This is a genomic window from Actinomyces naeslundii (assembly GCF_001956585.1).
Classification (GTDB): Bacteria; Actinomycetota; Actinomycetes; order Actinomycetales; family Actinomycetaceae; genus Actinomyces; species Actinomyces naeslundii.
This window is the reverse complement of record NZ_MSRR01000013.1, coordinates 111,391-132,060: the sequence shown is the minus strand read 5'-3', so window position 1 is coordinate 132,060 and position 20,670 is coordinate 111,391. Positions and strand designations below refer to the sequence as shown.

Here is a 20,670-nt window from a genome sequence, read left to right as displayed (position 1 = left end):
CGTCAACGACTGGTGAGAACTGGCCTCTATCCGGACAATCGCAACAGGACCCAACGTTCCCGCCCTCTTCTCCTATCGCTCAGTCGTGATGACGGCTTCGTGATGGACTGGGAAGCGCACTGATCGGGCAATGAAGCAGTACTCGGCGGCTCGGTCGTGCAGTGCGGCTGCACGCTCAGGATCACTGCCGGGAGCAATGGTCACTGCGGGGTGAAGGGTTGCTGAAGTGAACTCCCCAGCTCCGCCTGGGCGTTCGACCATGATGCCGGTAGGGGTGTCTGAGTACGCGGTGACGGTGACGCCCGCGTCTGCTGCGAGGTGGAGGTACCACAGCATGTGGCACTGCGAGAGCGAGGCGAGCAGGAGCTGTTCCGGGTTCCACCTGTCGGCGTCCCCTCGGAACGCAGGATCTGCTGATCCGGGGATCACCGGCAGGTCGGCGGTGATCCCCCGGACGTCATGGTCGCGCGAGTAGGCGCGGTATCCGGACGTGCCCCTACCCAGGTTGCCTGTCCACTCCACGCATACGGAATATTCGTGATCTGGCACACAAAAAGTATAGGGATGGGCCGATCAGCCGTCCAGGGGGCGGCGAAGTCGGTGGGTGAGGGTGTCTGGGGCGGTTGGACAGGGGTGGCGTATCGCTGGGATTGGGGGCGGGGCCCGTCGTGACGACGAGTGGCGCTTCATCAATCCCTCGTCCCGAGGAGCCCGCACTGATGTCATCTCCACCACGACCGTCCTGGAACAGCAAGAACGCCACCCCGGACACCTCCCGGTCAGGCCAGGAGTCTTTGTGTCCAGAGTGACGTGCAGATGGAGCGGGTGACGGGAATCGAACCCGCGCTGTCAGCTTGGGAAGCTGAAGTTCTACCATTGAACTACACCCGCGTGGCACCAGTGGACGTGCGCCCCAGGTGCGTGCGGAAGTCTAACCCAGACTCCGGCCGTCTGCGCAAATCGATCTCAGACCCGCTCGCCGTCTCGGTTCCGGTTCTGTGGCGGGTCCACGACGTACAGCCCGTCCCGGCGGGATCGTGTCCGCTACACTCGCAGCCGTTCCCGGACTTCTCAAGGCGCGCAGTGAATACATGAGTTATCCAACCAATCCCTACGATCCCATGGGCTCTCAGCCGGATGTGCCGGCGCTTCCTCCGGGCCCCACCGAGGGGGAGTACCCGGGTGGTGAGTACCCGCCCTACGCCGGGCAGCCCGGTTTCGACGCACAGCCGGGATACGGCCAGCAGGGCGGCTACGGTCCACCGCCGGGCTACGGTCCCGGATACGGCGCACCACCCGGATACGGGCCCTACCCCGGTTACGGTCCGCCGACCTACCCGGGCAAGTCGAAGGTGGCCGCCGGCATCCTGGCGCTGTTCCTCGGATCCTTCGGGATCCACAACTTCTACCTCGGCTACACGAGCAAGGCTCTCATCCAGCTCCTGGGCACGTTATTCAGCTGCGGGATCCTCGTTATCCCGATCGCCATCTGGAGCATTATCGAGGGGATCCTCATCCTGGCGGCTCGGCCGGGCGAGCCGCCATGGGGCGTCGACGCCGATGGCGTGCCGCTGAGCGCCTGAGGACCGGAGCAGACCTGACGGCTCTCGGCTCCGGGGCGGGACATGTGCTACCTCGCCGTCGGGCACCCGGTATGACTGTTCCCGCGGACCTGGCACAATCGAGCCCGTGCTGCTCTCAGACCGCGATATCCGCACCGAGCTCGACGCCGGACGGGTCGTCCTCGACCCCTACGACCCTGAGATGATCCAGCCGGCCTCCATCGACGTGCGCCTGGACCGCTGGTTCCGTCTCTTCGACAACCACCGCTACCCGGTCATCGACCCGGCCGCCGACCAGGAGGGGCTGACCCATCTGGTCGACGTCGGGGCCGACGAACCCTTCGTCCTGCACCCCGGTGAGTTCGTCCTGGGCGCCACCTACGAGCGCATCACCCTGCCCGACGACGTCGCCGCCCGCCTGGAGGGCAAGTCGAGCCTGGGCCGCCTGGGCCTGCTGACCCACTCCACGGCCGGCTTCATCGACCCCGGCTTCACCGGGCACGTCACCCTGGAGCTTTCCAATACGGCCACCATGCCCATCAAGCTCTGGCCGGGGATGAAGGTGGGGCAGCTGTGCTTCTTCCGCCTGTCCAGCCCTGCCCAGGCCCCGTACGGTTCGGGTGCCACGGGCTCGCGCTACCAGGGGCAGCGCGGACCGACGGCCTCCCGCTCCCACCAGTCCTTCCACCGCACCCGCATCCCCGACGCCCCGGCGGCCCCCGCCGACGGCGCCGGTCCCGTCCCCCAGGAGAAGCACGCATGAGCGACTCGACCGACTTCGCCGTCTCCCTGCCCACCGACACCGGCACTTTCACGGCCTCCTCCATGTTGCCGGTCGGGCTGCTGGACACTAACCACGTCCTGCTGCTGGCTGACGACGTCGCTCCCGACGAGGTCGAGGCCCTGGCCCTGTCGCAGGACATCCAGTCCGGCTGGGTGGGGGTCTCCAGCCTCCAGCTCTTCCCCGGGGTCTCCCTACTGGGGCCCTGGAAGGTCGACGCCGAGATGCGCCGCCTCCTCGGGGCGCCGGAGTGGACTACGCAGCTGATGATCCTGGACTGCCCTCGTATTCGCGCGGGTGCCCTGCCTCCGGAGCTGGCGGGCCTGGACCCGCTCTCCGACGCCTTCCCCAAGGCCCAGCCCACGGGGGCCGAGCTGGTGGCCCTCACCCGCCTGCGCGCCATCGCCCGGCGCTTGGCCGGAGCCCTGCGACTCATCCCCGGCGGGGATAAGGAGGACCCGGTCCTGGTCGAGCCCAGCCCCGAGGTCTCCGCCTCCCTGACTGTCTACGCCCCGGTATGGCTCGGCCCGGACGACCTGGTGGCCGTCCTGCATCCCGTGGCGCCGGAGACGAGCGCGGCCCTTGAGGCGGTCCGGCCCCAGGGTGCCGTCGGACTGGACGCCATCGACCCCAAGGAGCTGGAGCGCCTCGTCGAGCGCATCGGCCCGGAGGTCTTCGAGAAGGCCTGGCGCAGCTCGGAGAAGGTCCGCCAGGACACGATGCGTCAGGAGATCGTCGCTGCCGCCACCGGCAACGTCATCGAGGAGCTGCGCGACGGCTACGCGGTGGTCACTCCGGTCGACCCCGAGCACGAGGGCTGGGGCCGTATCGAGGTGCGCGCCGGCGCCACCGACGGGCTTCCGCTGGCTGTGCGCGGAGAGCCGTGGGCGCGAGGAGCGGTCCTGTCCTACGACCTGCGCTGGATCCCCCAGGACCAGGCCGACGCCTACGCCGAGGTGGTCTCCCGCTCCCGGCGCCGTGAGCGTCAGACGGCCCGGGACCTGGTCGAGGAGCTCGCCACCGTCCTGGTCACCGCGGTCTCCGGGGTGGCCGTGGACGACGACGGATTCCTCGTCTCCCTGGGTGAGGATGCCGAGGAGGCCTGAGAGGTCTGCAGGGGCCGCCAGGACTGCGCTGGTACCGGCCGGCTCCGGCGGTTGCGTAGGGAGGCCGGCCAAGCGGACCGGGAACTGCGTTTTCTGTCCAGAACGTACTTCTCCCGCGGACGACTGAGGCCGCACTCCAGTTGTCTGCAGGAGAACGCAGTCCTCGTGGGAAAAGTAAGTCCCCGATCAGGGCCGGTGCGGTGCGACGAATTCTGGCCTGCGGTTCTTGTCCCGAGCGGATCAGGGTGGCTCGACGGCTCGTCCCGAGGTGCTGGATGGGGACAGAACCAGTCGGTGGTGTCCTTATCAGCAGCAAAGGGGTCGGCACCCCTTGAGAGCCGTCACACAGTCCGCAGAATCCTGCGGTTCTGTATCCAAGTTCAAAGCTGAGTACCGGTCTTTGCTGCAGATATGGACATCTATGCCGCTGTCGACATCCGAGCCGTACTCAGCAGGGAGAGGTTGGGTGCGCACAAGACCGGTAGCCCAGCCATCACCCGCCATCCAGACGCCTACTGACGCGACCCCGAGGACTCGGGCTCAGGGCGGGCTCGCTCAGCCCCGGGTGTGGTGCGCGCCGTGAGGAGCTCGATGCCGGTCCTCGCCCGCTGAGCATCCCAGTGCCAACCGGTGAAGCGGTGGGCATCGACCAGTGCGCCGACCCAGGCCACCGGCTCCTCGCCGCGCTGCTGCCCCACCCCCAGGTAGTGGCGCAGGAGCCCGGCAGCGGCCAGGGCGTCGTCGAGCGCGTTGTGGTGGCGGCCGATCTCCACCCCGGCGACCTCGCAGCACGTGGTCAGTCGGCGTGACGGCGTCGTCATGAAGTGGCGCGCCCACTCCATCGTGCACACCCGCGGCACCCGCGCGCCGCGGTCCAGCAGCCCTCTTGTCCCCAACGCCTGGGTGAGGAAGCCGACGTCGAAGCGGGCGTTGTGAGCGACGACCGCTCGCCCGGCAAGGTCGGCCACGAACAGGTCCGCGACGTCGTCGAGCCCAGGTGCCCCGATGAGCTCCTCGGCGACGAGCCCGTGAATGTGGGTGGGGCCGACGTCCACGCCCGCACCGGGGTCGATGAGCGTGGACCAGCAGCGCTCGACCTGCCCGGCGGCGTCGGTGAGCACGAGCGCGATCTCCAGGATCGAGTCCGTTGCCGGTGACAGTCCCGTGGTCTCCAGATCGACGACGGCATAGCCGATACCAGCGGCCTCGGCCAGCTCAGCAGGTGTGGGAGTAGCGGCCGCCTGGCCGGAAGCCATGGGGGAGCGGGGACGCAGCGGGCCGCGGTCGGCGGGCGGGCGGTGGTAGAAGGGCATCGCCCCGATCCTCTCTCGAGTCAAGACGATTCGCAGGCGCATGGCGCATCGTGTGCCGTCGGACCGGATCCGGTCCTGGGCGGTCGGCGCTCGCGACCGTACCGGACGCCTTGCGGACGGCACCGAGGGCTTAGCCCCGAGGCGTAAGGTACGAACGCGGGGGAGCGCGGCCTCCCGCGTCGAGACACCATCCTGGCGAGGAGGAGCGATGACCGCCCCGGACACCCCTCAGACGCAGGCCCCTGCGTTGCCGGCCATGGCCGACTTCCCCTTCCCGACCGCACTCGTGGTCACCGGTGCACCCGCTCCCGACGGCGGCGTGCTCCACGAGTCCGGCGACGTCGATGAGATCTTCCCCTTCGCCTCGGTCACCAAGCCGATCGTCGCCTGGTCCGCCCTGGTCGCCGTCGACCGGGGGCTGCTGGACCTGGATGCCCCTGCGGGCGCACCCGCTCCCGACGGCGCGACCATCGGGCACCTGCTGTCCCACTCCTCGGGGATCGCCGCCGACTCCGACGAGCGCCTGGCCTCCCCGGGCACGCGTCGCATCTACTCCAACCGCGGCATCGAGATCCTGGGGCAATGGCTTCAGGAGGCCACCGGTACACCCCTGGAGACCTGGGTGGAGACCACGGTGCTTGAGCCGCTGGGGATGGCCAGCGTCCTCATCCCCGGCTCGCCCGCACACTCCGGGGAGGGCAGCGCCCGCGACCTGTCGCTGTTCGCCCGCGAGCTGGCTTCGCCGAGGCTCGTCTCGCCGGCGCTCGCGGAGCGCGCCTGCGCGCCGGTCCTGCCCGAGCTCGACGGCGTCCTGCCCGGCTATGGGCGCCAGGTGCCCAACCCCTTCGGGCTGGGGGTGGAGGTGCGTGGAGCCAAGTCCCCGCACTGGACCGGGAAGGGCAACAGTCCGCAGACCTTCGGGCACTTCGGCCAGTCCGGCTCCTTCATGTGGGTGGATCCGGTCGCCGAGCGCCAGGCCGTCTTCCTGGGAGCCGAGCCCTTCGGGCAGGTTCACCGGAAGACGTGGCCCGCGCTGGGCGACCAGATCCTGGCGTTGTAGAGCAGGCGCACCGGCGACGGCGACCTGCTGATCATCACTCGGCCTTGACGTTGAAGATGACGCCGGTGGTGCTCTGCGTATAGACCGGTACTTCCTGCTTCTGGTCGAGGGGTGTGAGAGTGATCTTCAGGGCGTTGACGTTCGCGGCCTTGACCTCGAATGCGTGGGCGTCGTTGAAGGGAACGTCAACCGTCTCGATCTCCTTGCTGTCAGCGAAGATCGCGACCCTCATGATGAGGTCGGAGCTCTTGGCGTCATTGGCCTGACCGGCGGTGAACGTGACCTTCTGGAACTTGTTGGCCAGACGCAGCTCGATCTCGCCCTTGTTCTGCCAGTCGAGGTTGGTGCCGATCCCCATGATGTTGGTAGTCGAGGCGACGTCGTAGCGCTTCTCCTGCCAGTCGCTCGTCGCTGAGGGCTCCTGGAAGTCCGAGAGTCTGAGCTCGCGCCCCTTGCTGTTCTCCGGGGTGAGGCCGTTCGTGGTGGCCTCCGCCGAGGCCGAGGCTGAGGGGTCCTCCGAGGCGGTGGCTGAGGCCATCTCGGTGGCACTGGCTGTGGCGGAGGCCGACTCGGACGGAGTAGGGGTGGGCGTGGGCGTGGGGGAAGAGGCGGTGGTGCTCGTCTCCTCGGTGGGGGAGGCGTCCTTGGAGCCGAAGGGCAGGCTGCCACAGGCGGTCAGGGACAGGGCGGTGATGGGAAGAAGGACGGCGGCGATTCGACGCGCTGAGGAGAGTTTCGAGGAGCTCATGGCGCGAGAATAGCGGCGTTGGTCAGTGAATTCTGCTGTGAATCTGGATCCCAATCCAACAGAAAGAGAAGAGTATTCAGTTTCGACCGAGCAAGATAATATGTTTTGTGGGGCGTATGAAGCGTTGTTGTCGTAGGAGAATCTGAATGTCGAGGGTAATTTTGACAGTCTGTCGGTGGGGTATGTTTATGCGGTCTTCGCTGGGATGGGTAGTAGTCCCCTAGGACTTCGGTCTTATTTATCTGGATTGTCTGGGTGGGCTGTTCCGCTGGTTCGCGTGTGGTCAGTTCTGCTTGATGGGGAGGGCGGCGTTCTCAAGGTCGCGGACTGAGGCGGTCAGCCTGTCGGTACTCACCTGCACCTCTGCGCGGCAGACGATCCGGTGGTCTCTGGATTGCCGGGTTACCCGAATGCTGTGGTCGACGGGGCGACCAGAGAAGTCCTCGTACTTCTTGCCGCAGTCTACCTCCTCCGGGGCGTCGTAGAACTCCTCGGAGGCGTGGTCGACGTCGCAGGAGGCCGCCTGTCCCTGCCGGTTGAAACACCGCCGGAACTCTCCTCCGTCCTTGTAACCGTTGTGATCGTTGTCGGACGCCCAGATGTCCTTGAGCGAGGCTCTCGGCAATCCCGATAGCGTCTCGACGACGCACCGGTCATCCGTGTTCTCAAGGGGTTTGACGTCGAGGCCTGAGGCGAGGAGATCGATGCCGGGGGAGCCTCCCATGTGGAGGATGAGCGCACCTGTATCGCAGGAGGAGTCGGCCGGTTTGGCGAACACCTCCCGCGAGTGCGGCGAGTCGCACGGCGTCGGGGTGTCGCCGTCGTAGCAGCCCGACGCCGGTAAGCCTGTTTGTGCGGAGCTGTCATCAGCCGGCTTGGCCCGCTTGACAGTTGGAGTGAAGGGCTCTTGCCGGGCGGATGAAGACTGGAGAGTAGGGGACGGAGCCTGCGTGGACTGGTCAATGTATGCCCGAAGCGCGACAACTACCCCCGCTATGGCAACCAGTACCCCAATGGTGGTGACCCAGAATGTATACGACGCGTATTTTCCTTGCTTCAGAGTTGATGCTTTGACGTCCTCGTCATCGATTTCAGTGTGTCGAGTTTTCCTTTTTTTGAATGGAGATCTAAACATGTTCAATTCTGTGGCTCCTGTTACTCGAGCCTCATGTCGAACATGACGGCTGTAATCGATCCTGAAATGTAGGAATCTTTTCCTTCCGGTGGGCGTAGAATGAGTTCAATCTTCAGCGCGTTGACGTTCGAGACGTCAATCTCGAGTGGCTTTACGACGTTGAAGGGGATGTCGACGAGCTGGTCGTTCTTGCCATCTCTGTAGGTGCCCACTCGCAGGATGAGGTCCGAGGACTTTGAGTTGTTGGCCTGGCCGACTTTGAAGGTGAGCTTGTGGAATCGGTTCTCCAGTCGGAGCTCGGCCTGCACGCCCTGGCTTCCCTCCAGCTCCGCTCCGATTCCTTTTGCGCCGCTCGTGGTAGCCACGTTGAAGAGGTCCTGTCGAAGTTCTCGCGGTGGTTCAAAGAAATCTTCTAGCGTCAGATCTCGTCCCTGAGTGTTCACCGGTGCCCCGGTTGCCGAAGTCGGTCCGGATGATGGTCCGCCGTCGGAGCCACTTGTTGGCGGTGTCGATGGGGCGCTTGCTGTGGTGCTGTCTGTCGCTGAGGAGGAACTGGTCGGCGTTGGAGCCTCGGTGGGACTCGGAGAGGGGGGTGAGTTCTCGGCTGGTGGAGTTGTTGTCGGCTGCGTGTTGGGCTCGGAGGTGGATTGCTGCCCCGAGCATGCCACCAACGTCAGTGCGGCAAGGGAGGAGAAGGTGAGTGCCGTGCGTCGACTGACCGACTTGGTCTTATATTTCATACGGATATCGTATGTCTGATATGTCAAGTTTCTGAGGGGTCTGAAGTTTAATTTCTACACAAATATTCCAGTAATATTTTGACTGAATCGTTGGTTGTGTCCTACTGTTTTGAGTGACAGACGACCCATGTCATGTGCAGGTCGCGTGTCGGCTCCGTGCTCAGCCGTTCTGGTCGCGGCCTGCGGCCTCAGTCGACCTCGACGATGACGGGGACGTGGTCGGAGGCGCCCTTGCTCTTGCGCTCGTCGCGGTCGATGGCGGCGCCGGTGACACGGCCGGCCAGAGCCGGCGAGGCGTAGACAAAGTCGATGCGCATGCCCTCATTCCTCGGGAAGCGCAGCTTCTGGTAGTCCCAGTACGTGTAGTTGGTGACCCGCTCGCGCGTGACCTCACTCATGCCCGCCTCGGCGAAGGCGTCAAAGGCCTCCCGCTCCGGCGTCGAGACGTGGGTCGCGCCCTCGAAGACACTCATATCCCACACGTCCTCATTCCTCGGTGCCACGTTCCAGTCGCCCACCAGCGCCAGCGGCAGGTCGGGCTCGGCCTCCAGCCAGGCGGCGACGTCGTCGCGCAGCACCCGTAGCCAGTCGAGCTTGTACGTGTAGTGCGGATGAGTGAGCTCGCGGCCGTTGGGCACGTACAGGCTCCACAGGCGCACCGGCCTCGATTCTGAGTCGGCGCCCACCGTCGCCCCGAGTGCCCGGGCCTCGACGACCGGCTCGGCCTCGGGCTTGGCCGCCCATCCGGGCTGGCCCGGGAAGGAGGTGTCGACGTCATCGAGTCCCACGCGTGAGGCGATCGCCACCCCGTTCCACTGGTTGAGGCCGTGGATGGCCAGCTCATAGCCGGCGGCCTCGAAGGGCTCGACCGGGAACTGCTCGGGGCGGCACTTGATCTCCTGCATCGCCAGGGCGTCGATGTTCTCCCGCTCCAGGAAGGCCAGGACGCGGTCGACGCGGGTACGGATGGAGTTGACGTTCCAGGTGGCCAGACGCATGGCAGCAGGGTAACCGGCGGCAGGGCGGGTTCCCATTGATCACTCAGTAAGCATCCTTAATCTGCCGTCATGGGAACAGCGCTTGTCACCGGGGCCACGAGCGGTCTCGGCCTGGAGTTCGCCTGGCAGCTCGCCCAGGCGCGTCATGACCTCGTCCTCGTTGCGCGCACCCCCGAGCGCCTGCGGCAGGTGGCTGAGGAGATGCGGCAGTTCGCCGGCGTCCAGGTGGAGGTCCTGCAGGCCGACCTGTCCCAGCGTGATGAGCTTGAGACTGTCGCCGAGCGTCTGCGCGAGCCGAGTAAACCCGTAGGGCTCCTGGTCAACAACGCCGGCTTCGGCCTGGGGCAGCCCTTCGTCGGGGGAGACCTGGCCCGTGAGGAGCAGGCCCTCGACGTCATGGTCCGGGCGGTCATGGTGGCCTCCCACGCGGCGGCCGACGCCATGGTGCGGCGCGGACGCGGCGCCATTCTCAACGTCTCCTCCGTTGCTGCGCACAATGTCGTAGGTACCTACTCGGCCCACAAGGCCTGGGTGCTCCGGTTCACCGAGGGGCTGGCTGTCGAGCTCGCCGGCACTGGCGTGACCGCCACGGCGCTGTGTCCGGGGCTGGTCCACACCGGCTTCCACGCGGCGGCCGGCATCGATGAGACCCAGTGGAAGGACTTGCTGTGGCTGGACGCCGAGCGCGTGGTCAGTGACGGACTCACTGCGGTGCGCCGCGGCCAGGTCATCTGTACCCCGAGCCTGCGCTACCGCAGTGCCAACGCCATACTGCGACTGGCACCCCGCTGGCTCGTGCGCCGAATGGCCGGTGACCTTGAGCGTTCCGACCGGGACGCTCAGTAGAGTCGGCGAGCCTTCCGGAGAATCGCCCAGGGCTGAGGGCCTCCGCTGGTCAGGAGGGCCGCGACCTGCAACGATCGGACCATGGCTTCCATTACCTTCCACGGAGACCCCGTCAGCACCGTCGGCGAGCTGCCCGCTGTGGGCTCGACCGCGCCCGCCTTCGAGCTCGTGGGCGCCGATCTCGCCCCGGTGACCAGTCAGTCCCTGGCCGGTCGGCGCGTGGTTCTCAACATCTTCCCGTCGGTGGACACCGGGGTGTGCGCCGCCTCCGTGCGGCAGTTCAACAAGCTCGCCTCCGAGCTGGACAACACGACCGTGGTCTGCGTCTCCGCTGACCTGCCCTTCGCCGGCTCCCGCTTCTGCGGCGCCGAGGGCCTCACCAACGTGGTGACCGGCTCGACCTTCCGCTCCACCTTCGGCGCCGACTACGGCGTCACCCTGGCTGACGGCCCGCTGGCCGGCCTGCTGTCGCGCGCCGTCGTGGTCCTCGACGAGTCCGGCACGGTCATCTACACCGAGCAGGTCCCCGAGGTCGGCCAGGAGCCCGACTACGACGCCGCTGTGGCTGCCCTGTCCTGACCCTCCTCCCCACAGAGTCGTCCAGAGCCCGCCCCTCCGCAGAGCGCGGAAGAGGGCGGGCTCCGGCATCGGCGGGTGTCTACCCGGCGCACGAGCCCTCGAGCCCACTACCATCGGAGTCGTGAGCACCAACGATTCCCACATCGCCCGACTGGCCGAGCTCGTCAACGAGCTGTCCGTCGTCCGAGGCAAGGTCACTCTCGCCTCCGGCCTCGAGTCCGATTTCTACGTGGACATGCGCCGCGCCACGCTCCATCACGAGGCCGCCCCCCTCATCGGCCACGTCATGCTCGACATGCTGGAGGAGGCGGGCCTGGGCACCGACGACATCGACGCTGTCGGCGGCCTGACCATGGGGGCCGACCCAGTGGCCGCCGCCATGCTGCACGCCGCCGCCTCGCGCGGCCTGGACCTGGACGCCTTCGTCGTGCGCAAGGCCGCCAAGGACCATGGCATGCGCCGTCGTATCGAGGGCCCCGACGTCGCCGGGCGCGCCGTGGTGGTCCTGGAGGACACCTCCACCACCGGCGGCTCGCCCTTGGAGGCCGTCGAGGCCCTGCGCGAGGCGGGCGCCGAAGTGCGGGCCGTGGCCGTCATCGTCGACCGGGCCACTGGCGCGCGCGAGCGCATCGAGGCCTCCGGCCTGCCCTACTATGCGGCGCTCGGCCTGGCCGACCTCGGCCTGGAGTGAGCACCCGACGGCGCCCGCCGGCATCCGCCCGCCGGGGCGAGGGCTCTGATCGCATGGATCAGCCTGCCGACCTGCCCGAGGTGGAGCACCGGCCTGTGGTGCCCACTCGGGCTGCGGCGCCGTCCCCTGAGTGCTCGGCGTCCCCCGGGGCCTCCGCGCTGTGCCCGGAGGAGGACCGGCCGGCCGATGTTCGCCAGATCGGCGTCGGACCCTGGCCCGGTGGCCCCGAGGCCTGGCCCGCCGATCCTCGCTACGATCGCGAGCTGCTCGCGGGAGGCGACCGGCGCAACGTCGTCGACCGCTACCGCTACTGGACCATCGCGGCGATCCGCGCCGACCTGGCCGCCCGCGCCCACCGGCTGCACATCGCCATCGAGAACGTCAGTCAGGACCTCAATATCGGCTCCATCGTGCGCAGTGCCAATGCCTTCAACGTCGCCGGGGTCCACGTCATCGGCCGACGCCGCTGGAACAAGCGCGGCGCCATGGTCACCAACCGCTACCTGGACGTGCACCACCACCCCGAGCCCGGCGAGCTGCTCGACTGGGCTGCAGAAGACGGTTACGAGGTCATAGGCATCGACAACGGTCCCGGAGCTCAGCCCCTCGAGGGCGCCACGCTGCCCGAACGGTGCCTCATGGTCTTCGGCTCCGAGGGTGAGGGCATCAGCGCTGAGCTGAGCGCTGGCTGCTCCCGTCTGCTGCGCATCGGCCAGTACGGCTCCACCCGCTCCATCAACGTGGCGGCCGCGGCGGCAGTGGCCATGCACACCTGGATCCTCCAGCACGCAGGGCCGGCGCCCGACTGACTCCGGGCGCTGGAGGCCCGCTGTATCGCCCCGTCTCTCGAGCGGCGGAACCAAACCGGTCCTGAACAGGTCAGGGAACTCACCCAGGACCATGATCCGGTTCACCTCGGTCCGAATTCGTGGAACAATCGGCCTCGCACCACTGACTCATACAGAAATCAGGAGGCACCCAGTGGCCATTGCAACCCCGGAGTCCTACGCCGACATGCTTGACCGCGCGAAGGCCGGCAAGTACGCCATCCCCGCGATCAACGTCACCTCGTCCCAGACTCTGTCCGCCGCCCTCAAGGGCTTCGCCGACGCCGAGTCCGACGGCATCGTCCAGATCTCCAACGGTGGTGCCGCCTACTGGTCCGGGTCCTCGCGCCTCGACCGCGTCAAGGGCTCGATCGCCTTCACCGCCTACGCCCGCGCCGTGGGTGACCTCTACCCCGTCACCATCGGTCTGCACACCGACCACTGCCCCAAGAAGCTCCTGGCCGACTGGATCCACCCGCTCATGGAGATCGAGGCCGAGCAGGTCAAGAACGGCGAGCTGCCGATGTTCAACTCCCACATGTGGGACGGCTCCGCCGAGGCCCTCGACGACAACATCGAGATCGCCGTCGACATGCTCAAGCGCGCCAAGGCCGCCAACGTCGTTCTCGAGATCGAGATCGGTGCCGTGGGTGGCGAGGAAGACGGCATCAAGGGCGAGGAGAACGCCAACCTCTACACCACCGCCGACGACGCCTGGAAGGCCGTCGAGGCCCTCGGCCTGGGCGAGAACGGCCGCTACATCACCGCTCTGACCTTCGGCAACGTCCACGGCTCCTACAAGCCCGGTCACGTCAAGCTCCGCCCGGAGATCCTCGGCGAGATCCAGGACGAGGTCGCCAAGCGCCTCGGCGACCGCCTGTCCTCCAAGGTCGGCGACAAGAACTCGCCCTTCGACCTGGTCATGCACGGCGGCTCCGGCTCCACCGACGAGGAGATCGCCACCGCGGTGCGCAACGGCGTCATCAAGATGAACGTCGACACCGACACCCAGTACGCCTACACCCGCCCGGTCGCCGGCTGGATGTACACCAACTACGAGGGCGTCCTCAAGGTCGACGGCGAGGTCGGCAACAAGAAGCAGTACGACCCGCGCGCCTGGGGCAAGGCCGCCGAGGAGGGCATGGCCGCCCGCGTCGTCGAGGCCTGCGAGCGCCTCGGCTCCGTCGGCTCCGCCCGCAAGTGAGCCCTCACCCCGCGCAGGGGTGAAGGACTGAGCGGCGACTGATCGCTGTACGTGGCTCCGGCGCCATCATGGTGTCGGAGCCGCGTCGTGTCCGCGTACCGAGGTGACGGGAGGGCTGACCCTGCCGGCGTCCGACGCTGAAACGGCCGAGTGGTTACATTCTTGCAGGGAGTGCACTCCTGCGTCGCTGGTCCTGACGGGAGGTGGAATGGGCTGGATTAGTGCGAAATAAAGCGATCGACAGCGACGTCGACCTTGGCGTCGATGAAGAGACCTGGGTCACTGGTTGCAAGCCTTGCAGCAATCTGGGCGAGAATGTGCCATGATTGGTCGTCGCCGTTGAGCCGACGGGTCCGCCGCCGGCGACACGGCAGTCGCACCTCGCGGACGCCTCGTCCGTACCTGTCCCATGTGTCCAAAGGAGGACTCCCAATGCGACTCATCTCCCGCCGCTCCATGCTGGGCGGAACCGCCGTGTTCGCTGTCGCCGCGACTCTGGCGGCCTGCTCGAAGAGCTCGTCCGGTTCCGACGGCGATGGAGGTGTCTACTTCCTCAACTTCAAGCCCGAGTCGGAGCAGGCCTTCAAGGACATTGCGGCTGCCTACACGAAGAAGACCGGTGTCGCCGTCAAGGTCGTCACTGCCGCTTCCGGCACCTACGAGCAGACTCTGAAGTCCGAGGTCGCCAAGTCCAACCCGCCCACGCTGTTCAACCTCAACGGCCCCGTGGGCTACGGCAACTGGAAGGAGTACGCCTCCGACCTGTCCGACGCCGACTTCACCAAGCAGATGACGGACGCGTCCCTGGCCCTCAAGGGGGATGAGGACAAGGTCGTGGGCGTGCCGCTGGCCATCGAGGGCTACGGCATCATCTACAACGCCGCCATCCTCAAAAAGTACTTCGCCATGGAGGGCGCCAAGGCCACCGCCGTTGACCAGATCAAGGGCTTCGACAAGCTCAAGGAGGTCGTCGAGGACATGCAGGCCAAGAAGGCCGACCTCGGTATCGAGGGTGTCTTTGCCGCGACCTCGCTGTCTCCCGGCGAGGACTGGCGCTGGCAGACCCACCTGGCCAACTACCCCGTCTACTACGAGTACCGCGACGACAAGGTCGACGACCTCGACGAGATCAAGCTGACCTACTCGGACAACTACAAGAAGATCTTCGACCTCTACCTCAACAACTCCACGATCAAGCCCACCGAGGCCAGCGCCAAGACGGTCACCGACTCCATGGCCGACTTCGCCCTGGGCAAGGCCGCCATGGTCCAGAACGGCAACTGGGGCTGGTCGCAGATCTCCGAGGTCTCCGGCAACACGGTCAAGGCTGAGGACGTCCACTTCCTGCCGATCTATGTCGGCGTGTCCGGTGAGGACAAGGCCAACATCGCCATCGGTACCGAGAACTACCTGACGATCAACTCCCAGGCCGCTGAAGGTGACCAGAAGGCCACCAAGGATTTCCTCACCTGGCTGTTCACCGACGCCGAGGGCTCCAAGCTCGCCGCCGAGAAGCTCAGCATCATCGCGCCCTACAAGGCCTACGCCGAGCTGGCCCCCTCCGACCCGCTGGGCAAGGAGGTCGCTGCGGCCATCACCAACAAGGACCTCACGCCCGTCAAGTGGGTCTTCCCGACCTTCCCGAGCCAGGACTTCAAGGACCAGCTCGGCCAGCACCTGGCTCAGTACGCTTCCGGCAGCGCTGACTGGGCGAAGGTCAAGGACTTCTTCGTGACCACCTGGGCCTCCGAGAAGAAGTCGGCTAAGGAGAGCTGACACCGTCGAGTCGCCTCAGCCCGACCGGGACCGCCTGAGTCCGTCGACGGCGGCGTGGTGGCGACTCATCTCCCCATACCCTTTCCGTCCGGGGCGGCGCGCCCGGAGCCAATCGGCTTGCGCGTTGCCGCCCCGGCGGGAGCCCTTTGGTACCCGGCCGTCCCGGCGGGTGCCGGTCGCACCTCGAGGCAGATATGACCAAGGCACTGAAAAAGTTCTTCCCAGTTTTTGCGGGGCCGACCCTGTTGGCCTTCATGATCGCGTTCATCGTCCCCTTCTTCATGGGGCTCTATCTCTCCTTCACCAAGTTCAGCACTCTGACCAACGCGCGGTTCGTCGGTACTGACAACTACGCCAGGGCCCTGGGGGAGCGCAGCGACTTCCCTCAGGCGCTCGTCTTCACCGCCGTCGTCTCGGTCATCTCGATCGTCACGGTGAACCTGGGCGCCTTCGCCCTGGCCTACTTCCTGACCCGCAAGCTGCGCGGCACCAACTTCTTCCGCGCTGTCTTCTTCATGCCCAATCTCATCGGCGGCATCGTCCTGGGCTACACCTGGCAGGTCATGCTCAATGCGATCCTCCAGCGCTGGGGCCAGACGATCGTCAATGACTGGCGACTGGGACTGGCCGGCCTGGTCATGCTCGTCAACTGGCAGCTTATGGGCTACATGATGGTCATCTACATCGCCGGTCTGCAGAACGTGCCGCCCGAGCTCATCGAGGCCTCCCAGATCGACGGCGCTAGTCGCTGGCAGACGCTGCGCAACGTGACGCTGCCGATGATCATGCCCTCGATCACCATCTGCCTGTTCCTCACCCTGGCCAACACCTTCAAGATGTACGACCAGAACCTCGCTCTGACCAACGGGGCACCGGCCAAGCAGACCCAGATGGCCGCGCTCAGCATTGTCAACACGATGTACAAGAAGATCGGCCAGGAGGGCGTCGCCCAGGCCGAGGCCGTCGTCTTCTTCCTCATCGTCGCCGCCATCGCGCTCATCCAGCTGCGCGCCACTCGTTCCAAGGAGGTCGACGCGTGAGCACCGCCGTCCAGACCCACGTCCCCGGATCCGCCGCCCCCACTCGCAACGCGAGTCGGAAGACCGCTGCGCACACACCCGGACAGAACGCTCTCGTGGGCGTGCTGGGGATCCTGGCCTTCGTATGGGTCATCCCCCTGGCCTTCATCCTCATCAACTCCTTCAAGGGCAAGTTCTACATCTCCGACAGCCCCTTCGCCCTGCCGACCCCCAAGACCTTCGCCGGCCTGGACAACTACGCCACCGGCCTGGCCCTGTCGGGCTTCGCCAGCGCCATGGGCTGGTCGCTGTTCATCACGGTGGGCTCCGTCGTCGTCATCGTGTTCCTGACGGCGATGACCGCCTACTACATCACCCGCATCAAGACCTGGTGGACCTCGGCGATCTACTACGCCTTCGCCTTCTCCATGATCGCTCCGTTCCAGATGGTCATGTTCCCCACCGTCAAGGTCGCCGACATGCTCGGCCTGGCCACGCCCTGGGGCATGATCGTCCTCTACCTCGGATTCGGCGGCGGGCTGTCCGTCTTCCTGTTCGCCGGCTTCATCAAGTCGATCCCCATGGAGATCGAGGAGGCCGCCTACATGGACGGCTGCTCCCCGCTGCAGACCTACTTCAAGGTGGTCATGCCGTTGCTCAAGCCGACGGCGGTCACCGTGGCAATCCTCAACGCCATGTGGGTGTGGAACGACTTCCTCCTGCCCAACCTCGTCATCGGTCAGGACGATCGTTACAAGACGATCCCGATCGTCATCCAGTCGCTCGTCGGCTCCAACGGAAACCGTGACATGGGTGCCCAGATGGCCATGCTCGTCTTCGCCATCGTCCCGATCGTGGCCTTCTACCTCTTCGGTCAGAAGCACATCATCGAGGGCGTCGCCGCAGGAGCGGTCAAGGGCTGATGCCTGCGCACGAGTCCTGAATCGGGCGGTTCTCGGGCCCCACCGTGGGCACCGAGAACCGCCCGTATCATTTTCCCCTGTTACTGCTCGAGCCCGCATGAAGGAGATTCCGTGGCGCTGTTCCCCGGCCCCGACAGTCCGGCCTACCGGGCCTGGTCCGCAGCGGCCGACGTCGTCATCCTCAACGTCCTCACCCTGGCCGGCTGCCTGCCGGTGGTGACGGCAGGCGCCTCACTGACGGCCTGCGCCCGTGTCGCCGGTGAGATGGCGGCCGACGGCGACCCGGCGGTCGTTACCACCTGGTGGCGTTCCTTCCGCCTCAACCTGAGCCAGTCCCTGACCTGGTGGCTGCCGGTGCTCGTACTGGTGACCCTCGGCGGCTGGGAGTACCTGGTCCTGGCAGGCTCCTCCCCGGAGGGCCAGCACGGCACCGTGAGTGGTGCGCTGTCCGGGGTGGTGCTGGCTGGGGGAGTCCTCCTGGCCGCGGTCCTCATCTGGTTGGTGGCGCTGGTGGCCTTCTTCGATGCGCCGCTCATGCGGCACCTGTCCAACGCGGTTCGGCTCGCGGTGGGGCGCCTTGGGATCACGGCACTCGCTCTGGTGATCACGGTTGCGCCGGTGGCGGCCTTCCGGGAGCTGCCGGCTGCGCGGGCCGCGGTTGCATGGTTCATGGTCCTCATCGGACCGGCCTTCCAGGCCTACCTCATCGCCCTGCTCCAGCGCTCCACGATGACGGCGCTCGGTGCTCCGGTGCCGGCGCCCCGAAGCGGGTGACTCGGTTCGGGGTGAGCGACGCCTGCTTGCCGCCCGTCTAGCATGATGGTCCCGGAATCAGGAGATTCCGGGACCATCACAGTTGCTGGCAGTCCTTAGAGCCTCTGGTCCGGCTGGCCGAACTGACCCGGTTGGCCGTTGTAAGGCTGCTGGTAGGGGTGGGGTGCCGGCCCTGCGTCACCCGGCTGGTAGGGCTGACCCGGCTGGCTGAACTGGCCCGGTTGGCCGTTGTAAGGCTGCTGGTAGGGGTGGGGTGCCGGCCCTGCGTCACCTGGCTGGTAGGGCTGACCCGGTTGGCCGTTGTAAGGCTGCTGGTAGGGCTGACCCGGCTGGTAGGGCTGACCCGGCTGGCTGAAGAGGGCCTGGTTGGGGTCATAGCCCTGAGCGGGAGTCGCGTAGGAAGCGAACTGGGTCTGATGCTTCTTCTTCCGCTGGCTCATGGCAACCGCGACGCCTCCACCGATAGCGGCCGCTGGGATTGCTCCCATCAGCAACCACGCCCAGGTGGGAGTGGAGCTGCTCCTTCCTGTGCTCTCCTGAGAGCTGCTAGGCGTCGCGCCGGCAGCGGCTTTGTCCTTCCCCTTGACCTGGTGAGAGTCCCCATCGTTGAAGGAGACCTTGGTGCCGTCAACCTTGCCGCCGTCGGCTTCGGTGACCTCGCCGGGGAAGGTCACCGCCTGAGTGATGTTGAAGGTGGTGCTGGAGGACTGATCGTTGAAGTCGGGGGTTGTGACGGTGAACTCGTCCCCGCTGTGCGAGACGCTGCTCGATGAGTCTGAGACCGAACCGGATCCCTGCAGGATACAGCTGCGAGTGTCGCCCTCGTCCTTGAACTCGACCGTGACGTCCTTGGCGTTCGACTCGTCGGCGTCGAACGTTTCCTTGTTGCAGATGCTCTTGCTCAGCGTCGGGGTGGACCCGCGCTCCGACATCGTGAACTTCGCGGTATAGGTCTCGTCTTCCTTGACCACGATCTCACTGGACACCGTCATGCTGACGTCGTCCTCAGCCAAGGGAAGGGCGTGCCCAGGTGCGCCGGCCAGAGCCAGGGCGGCGACTACGGTCAGGACGAAGAGGAACGCCAGCGCAGAGCGCGGTGCGGAGATGGGGCGGACGGTGACATGAGGCATGCACCCCACCGTATCGTCTCCTCGGTCGGTTGGGACTGGATCGTCATCGGGATCTTTGTCCTCGGGCTCCGGTAGGCTTGAGGGCGGTGTGTCCACCGGCACGCCGTCACTGAAGCCAGGGAGCAGCCATGCCAGCCGTTGTCGTCGTCGGGACCCAGTGGGGAGACGAGGGAAAGGGCAAGGCGACTGACCAACTCGGTCAGGACGTCGACTACGTCGTCAAGTTCAACGGCGGTAACAACGCCGGCCACACGGTGGTCATCGACGACGAGAAATTTGCCTTCCACCTTCTACCAGCTGGTGTGCTCACCCCCGGGGTCACTCCTATCATCGGCAACGGCGTCGTCGTCGACCTGGAGGTCCTCTTCAACGAGATCGCCGAGATCGAGGCTCGTGGCAAGGATGCCTCCAGCCTCCTCATCAGCGCCAACGCCCACATCATCCCCTCCTACAACCGGGTCCTGGACCGCACCACCGAGCGCTTCCTGGGCGCGCGCCAGCTGGGCACCACCGGCCGCGGGATCGGCCCGACTTACGCGGACAAGATGAACCGTGTGGGCATCCGTGTCCAGGACCTCTTCGACGAGTCGATCCTGCGTCAGAAGGTGCGCTCCGCCCTGGACCAGAAGAACAGCCTTTTCCTCAAGGTCTTCAACCGGGCGGCCATCGACGCCGATGCCGTCGCCGACGAGCTGCTCTCCTACGCCGAGCGGGTCCGCCCCATGGTCGTGGACTGCTCCCTGGTGCTCAACAGCGCCCTCGACAAGGGCAAGACGGTCCTGTTCGAGGCCGGCCAGGCCACGATGCTCGACATCGACCACGGGACCTACCCCTTCGTCACCTCCTCCAACCCCACCTCCGGCGGCGCCTGCACCGGCACCGGCGTGGGGCCCACCCGGATCGACTCGGTCGTCGGCGTCGTCAAGGCCTACACCACTCGAGTGGGGGAAGGACCCTTCCCCACCGAGCTTCATGACGAGATGGGCGAGCGCCTGCGCAACGAGGGCGGCGAGTTCGGCGTCACCACGGGCCGTCCGCGCCGCTGCGGTTGGCACGACGCCGTCGTCACCCGGTATGCGGCCCGCGTCAATGGGCTCACCGATCTGGTGATGACCAAGCTCGACGTCCTGACCGGGTACGAGACCATTCCCGTGTGCGTCGCCTACGACATCGAGGGCACCGTCACCCAGGAGATGCCGCTGACCCAGTCCGACTTCCACCACGCCGTCCCCGTCTACGAGGAGCTGCCCGGCTGGAGCGAGGATATCAGTGGGGTGCGCCGCTTCGCCGACCTGCCGCAGGCCGCCCAGGACTACGTGCTGCGCATTGAGGAGCTGGCCCACTGCCGGGTCTCCGCGATCGGCGTTGGGCCGGGACGCGAGGCCACGATCTCGCGTCATTCACTCATCGGGTGACGCCTGTCGGCGGGGTGCGCCGAAGGGTGGGACGGTGCCTCTC

21 protein-coding genes and 1 tRNA gene are annotated in these 20,670 nt (G+C 66.5%); 14 read left to right on the top strand and 8 right to left on the bottom strand.

The annotated features are described in order from the left end of the window. Positions 1-72 precede the first annotated feature (72 nt). Positions 73-429, bottom strand: coding sequence for an OsmC family protein (locus BKH33_RS14130; protein WP_268869535.1), 357 nt, complete (start codon positions 427-429; stop codon positions 73-75). 388 nt (positions 430-817) lie between these two features. Further along, positions 818-891, bottom strand: a tRNA-Gly gene (locus BKH33_RS07755). Between the two features lie 200 nt (positions 892-1,091). Here BKH33_RS07755 and BKH33_RS14125 point away from each other — a divergent pair. From BKH33_RS14125 to BKH33_RS07740, 3 genes are all read left to right on the top strand, one after another. Then, complete coding sequence (locus BKH33_RS14125; protein ID WP_003780881.1) at positions 1,092-1,583, top strand: TM2 domain-containing protein; 492 nt, start codon at positions 1,092-1,094, stop codon at positions 1,581-1,583. Between the two features lie 106 nt (positions 1,584-1,689). Further along, positions 1,690-2,325, top strand: coding sequence for a dCTP deaminase (gene dcd / locus BKH33_RS07745; RefSeq protein ID WP_003780950.1), 636 nt, complete (start codon positions 1,690-1,692; stop codon positions 2,323-2,325). Continuing rightward, positions 2,322-3,449, top strand: coding sequence for a hypothetical protein (locus tag BKH33_RS07740; RefSeq protein ID WP_003780986.1), 1,128 nt, complete (start codon positions 2,322-2,324; stop codon positions 3,447-3,449). The genes dcd and BKH33_RS07740 overlap by 4 nt, the downstream gene beginning before the upstream one ends. Before the next feature lie 512 nt (positions 3,450-3,961). Here BKH33_RS07740 and BKH33_RS07735 read toward each other — a convergent pair. Beyond that, positions 3,962-4,762: a 3'-5' exonuclease gene (locus BKH33_RS07735; protein WP_003780927.1), complete on the bottom strand. Its 801-nt coding sequence runs from the start codon at positions 4,760-4,762 to the stop codon at positions 3,962-3,964. 208 nt (positions 4,763-4,970) lie between these two features. On the opposite strand from BKH33_RS07735, the gene BKH33_RS07730 reads away from it, so the two are divergent. After that, entirely contained in the window at positions 4,971-5,822 is an 852-nt protein-coding gene (locus BKH33_RS07730; protein WP_076071796.1) for a serine hydrolase domain-containing protein, read from the top strand. Positions 5,823-5,856: 34 nt separating this feature from the next. Here the strand turns inward: BKH33_RS07730 and BKH33_RS07725 are convergent, their stop codons facing one another. The 4 genes from BKH33_RS07725 to BKH33_RS07710 form a co-directional block, all read right to left on the bottom strand. Continuing rightward, positions 5,857-6,570: a hypothetical protein gene (locus tag BKH33_RS07725; protein ID WP_003780937.1), complete on the bottom strand. Its 714-nt coding sequence runs from the start codon at positions 6,568-6,570 to the stop codon at positions 5,857-5,859. A 283-nt stretch (positions 6,571-6,853) separates the two neighbouring features. Then, complete coding sequence (locus BKH33_RS07720; RefSeq protein ID WP_232621545.1) at positions 6,854-7,705, bottom strand: hypothetical protein; 852 nt, start codon at positions 7,703-7,705, stop codon at positions 6,854-6,856. 20 nt (positions 7,706-7,725) lie between these two features. Beyond that, positions 7,726-8,070 carry a hypothetical protein gene (locus tag BKH33_RS14120; protein ID WP_232621523.1) on the bottom strand — a complete coding sequence of 115 codons (345 nt, stop codon included), beginning with the start codon at positions 8,068-8,070 and terminating at the stop codon, positions 7,726-7,728. Between the two features lie 563 nt (positions 8,071-8,633). Further along, positions 8,634-9,443, bottom strand: a complete 810-nt coding sequence (locus tag BKH33_RS07710) for an exodeoxyribonuclease III (RefSeq protein ID WP_043538876.1) — start codon at positions 9,441-9,443, stop codon at positions 8,634-8,636. Between the two features lie 69 nt (positions 9,444-9,512). Between BKH33_RS07710 and BKH33_RS07705 the strand changes: the two genes are divergently transcribed. From BKH33_RS07705 to BKH33_RS07665, 9 genes are all read left to right on the top strand, one after another. Further along, a complete protein-coding gene (locus BKH33_RS07705) occupies positions 9,513-10,289 on the top strand; it encodes an SDR family NAD(P)-dependent oxidoreductase (RefSeq protein WP_003780946.1) in 777 nt (258 codons plus the stop codon). A gap of 81 nt (positions 10,290-10,370) precedes the next feature. After that, positions 10,371-10,868: a thiol peroxidase gene (gene tpx / locus BKH33_RS07700; protein WP_003780933.1), complete on the top strand. Its 498-nt coding sequence runs from the start codon at positions 10,371-10,373 to the stop codon at positions 10,866-10,868. A 121-nt stretch (positions 10,869-10,989) separates the two neighbouring features. Next, positions 10,990-11,559 carry an orotate phosphoribosyltransferase gene (pyrE, locus tag BKH33_RS07695; protein WP_003780923.1) on the top strand — a complete coding sequence of 190 codons (570 nt, stop codon included), beginning with the start codon at positions 10,990-10,992 and terminating at the stop codon, positions 11,557-11,559. A 53-nt stretch (positions 11,560-11,612) separates the two neighbouring features. Further along, a complete protein-coding gene (locus tag BKH33_RS07690; RefSeq protein WP_003780956.1) occupies positions 11,613-12,368 on the top strand; it encodes a TrmH family RNA methyltransferase in 756 nt (251 codons plus the stop codon). 172 nt (positions 12,369-12,540) lie between these two features. Further along, entirely contained in the window at positions 12,541-13,590 is a 1,050-nt protein-coding gene (gene fbaA, locus BKH33_RS07685) for a class II fructose-bisphosphate aldolase (RefSeq protein ID WP_003780889.1), read from the top strand. A 432-nt stretch (positions 13,591-14,022) separates the two neighbouring features. Continuing rightward, positions 14,023-15,366: an ABC transporter substrate-binding protein gene (locus BKH33_RS07680; RefSeq protein ID WP_003780936.1), complete on the top strand. Its 1,344-nt coding sequence runs from the start codon at positions 14,023-14,025 to the stop codon at positions 15,364-15,366. Positions 15,367-15,560: 194 nt separating this feature from the next. After that, entirely contained in the window at positions 15,561-16,406 is an 846-nt protein-coding gene (locus tag BKH33_RS07675) for a carbohydrate ABC transporter permease (RefSeq protein ID WP_003780985.1), read from the top strand. Further along, positions 16,403-17,308: a carbohydrate ABC transporter permease gene (locus BKH33_RS07670; protein ID WP_003780918.1), complete on the top strand. Its 906-nt coding sequence runs from the start codon at positions 16,403-16,405 to the stop codon at positions 17,306-17,308. The genes BKH33_RS07675 and BKH33_RS07670 overlap by 4 nt, the downstream gene beginning before the upstream one ends. A 111-nt stretch (positions 17,309-17,419) precedes the next feature. Next, a complete protein-coding gene (locus BKH33_RS07665; RefSeq protein WP_003780877.1) occupies positions 17,420-18,082 on the top strand; it encodes a MusI family membrane protein in 663 nt (220 codons plus the stop codon). A gap of 95 nt (positions 18,083-18,177) precedes the next feature. Here the strand turns inward: BKH33_RS07665 and BKH33_RS07660 are convergent, their stop codons facing one another. Continuing rightward, positions 18,178-19,212, bottom strand: a complete 1,035-nt coding sequence (locus tag BKH33_RS07660; protein WP_076142679.1) for an LppM family (lipo)protein — start codon at positions 19,210-19,212, stop codon at positions 18,178-18,180. Positions 19,213-19,340: 128 nt separating this feature from the next. On the opposite strand from BKH33_RS07660, the gene BKH33_RS07655 reads away from it, so the two are divergent. Beyond that, on the top strand, positions 19,341-20,627 hold the full coding sequence (locus BKH33_RS07655) for an adenylosuccinate synthase (protein WP_003780882.1): 1,287 nt from the start codon (positions 19,341-19,343) through the stop codon (positions 20,625-20,627). Positions 20,628-20,670: the final 43 nt, after the last annotated feature.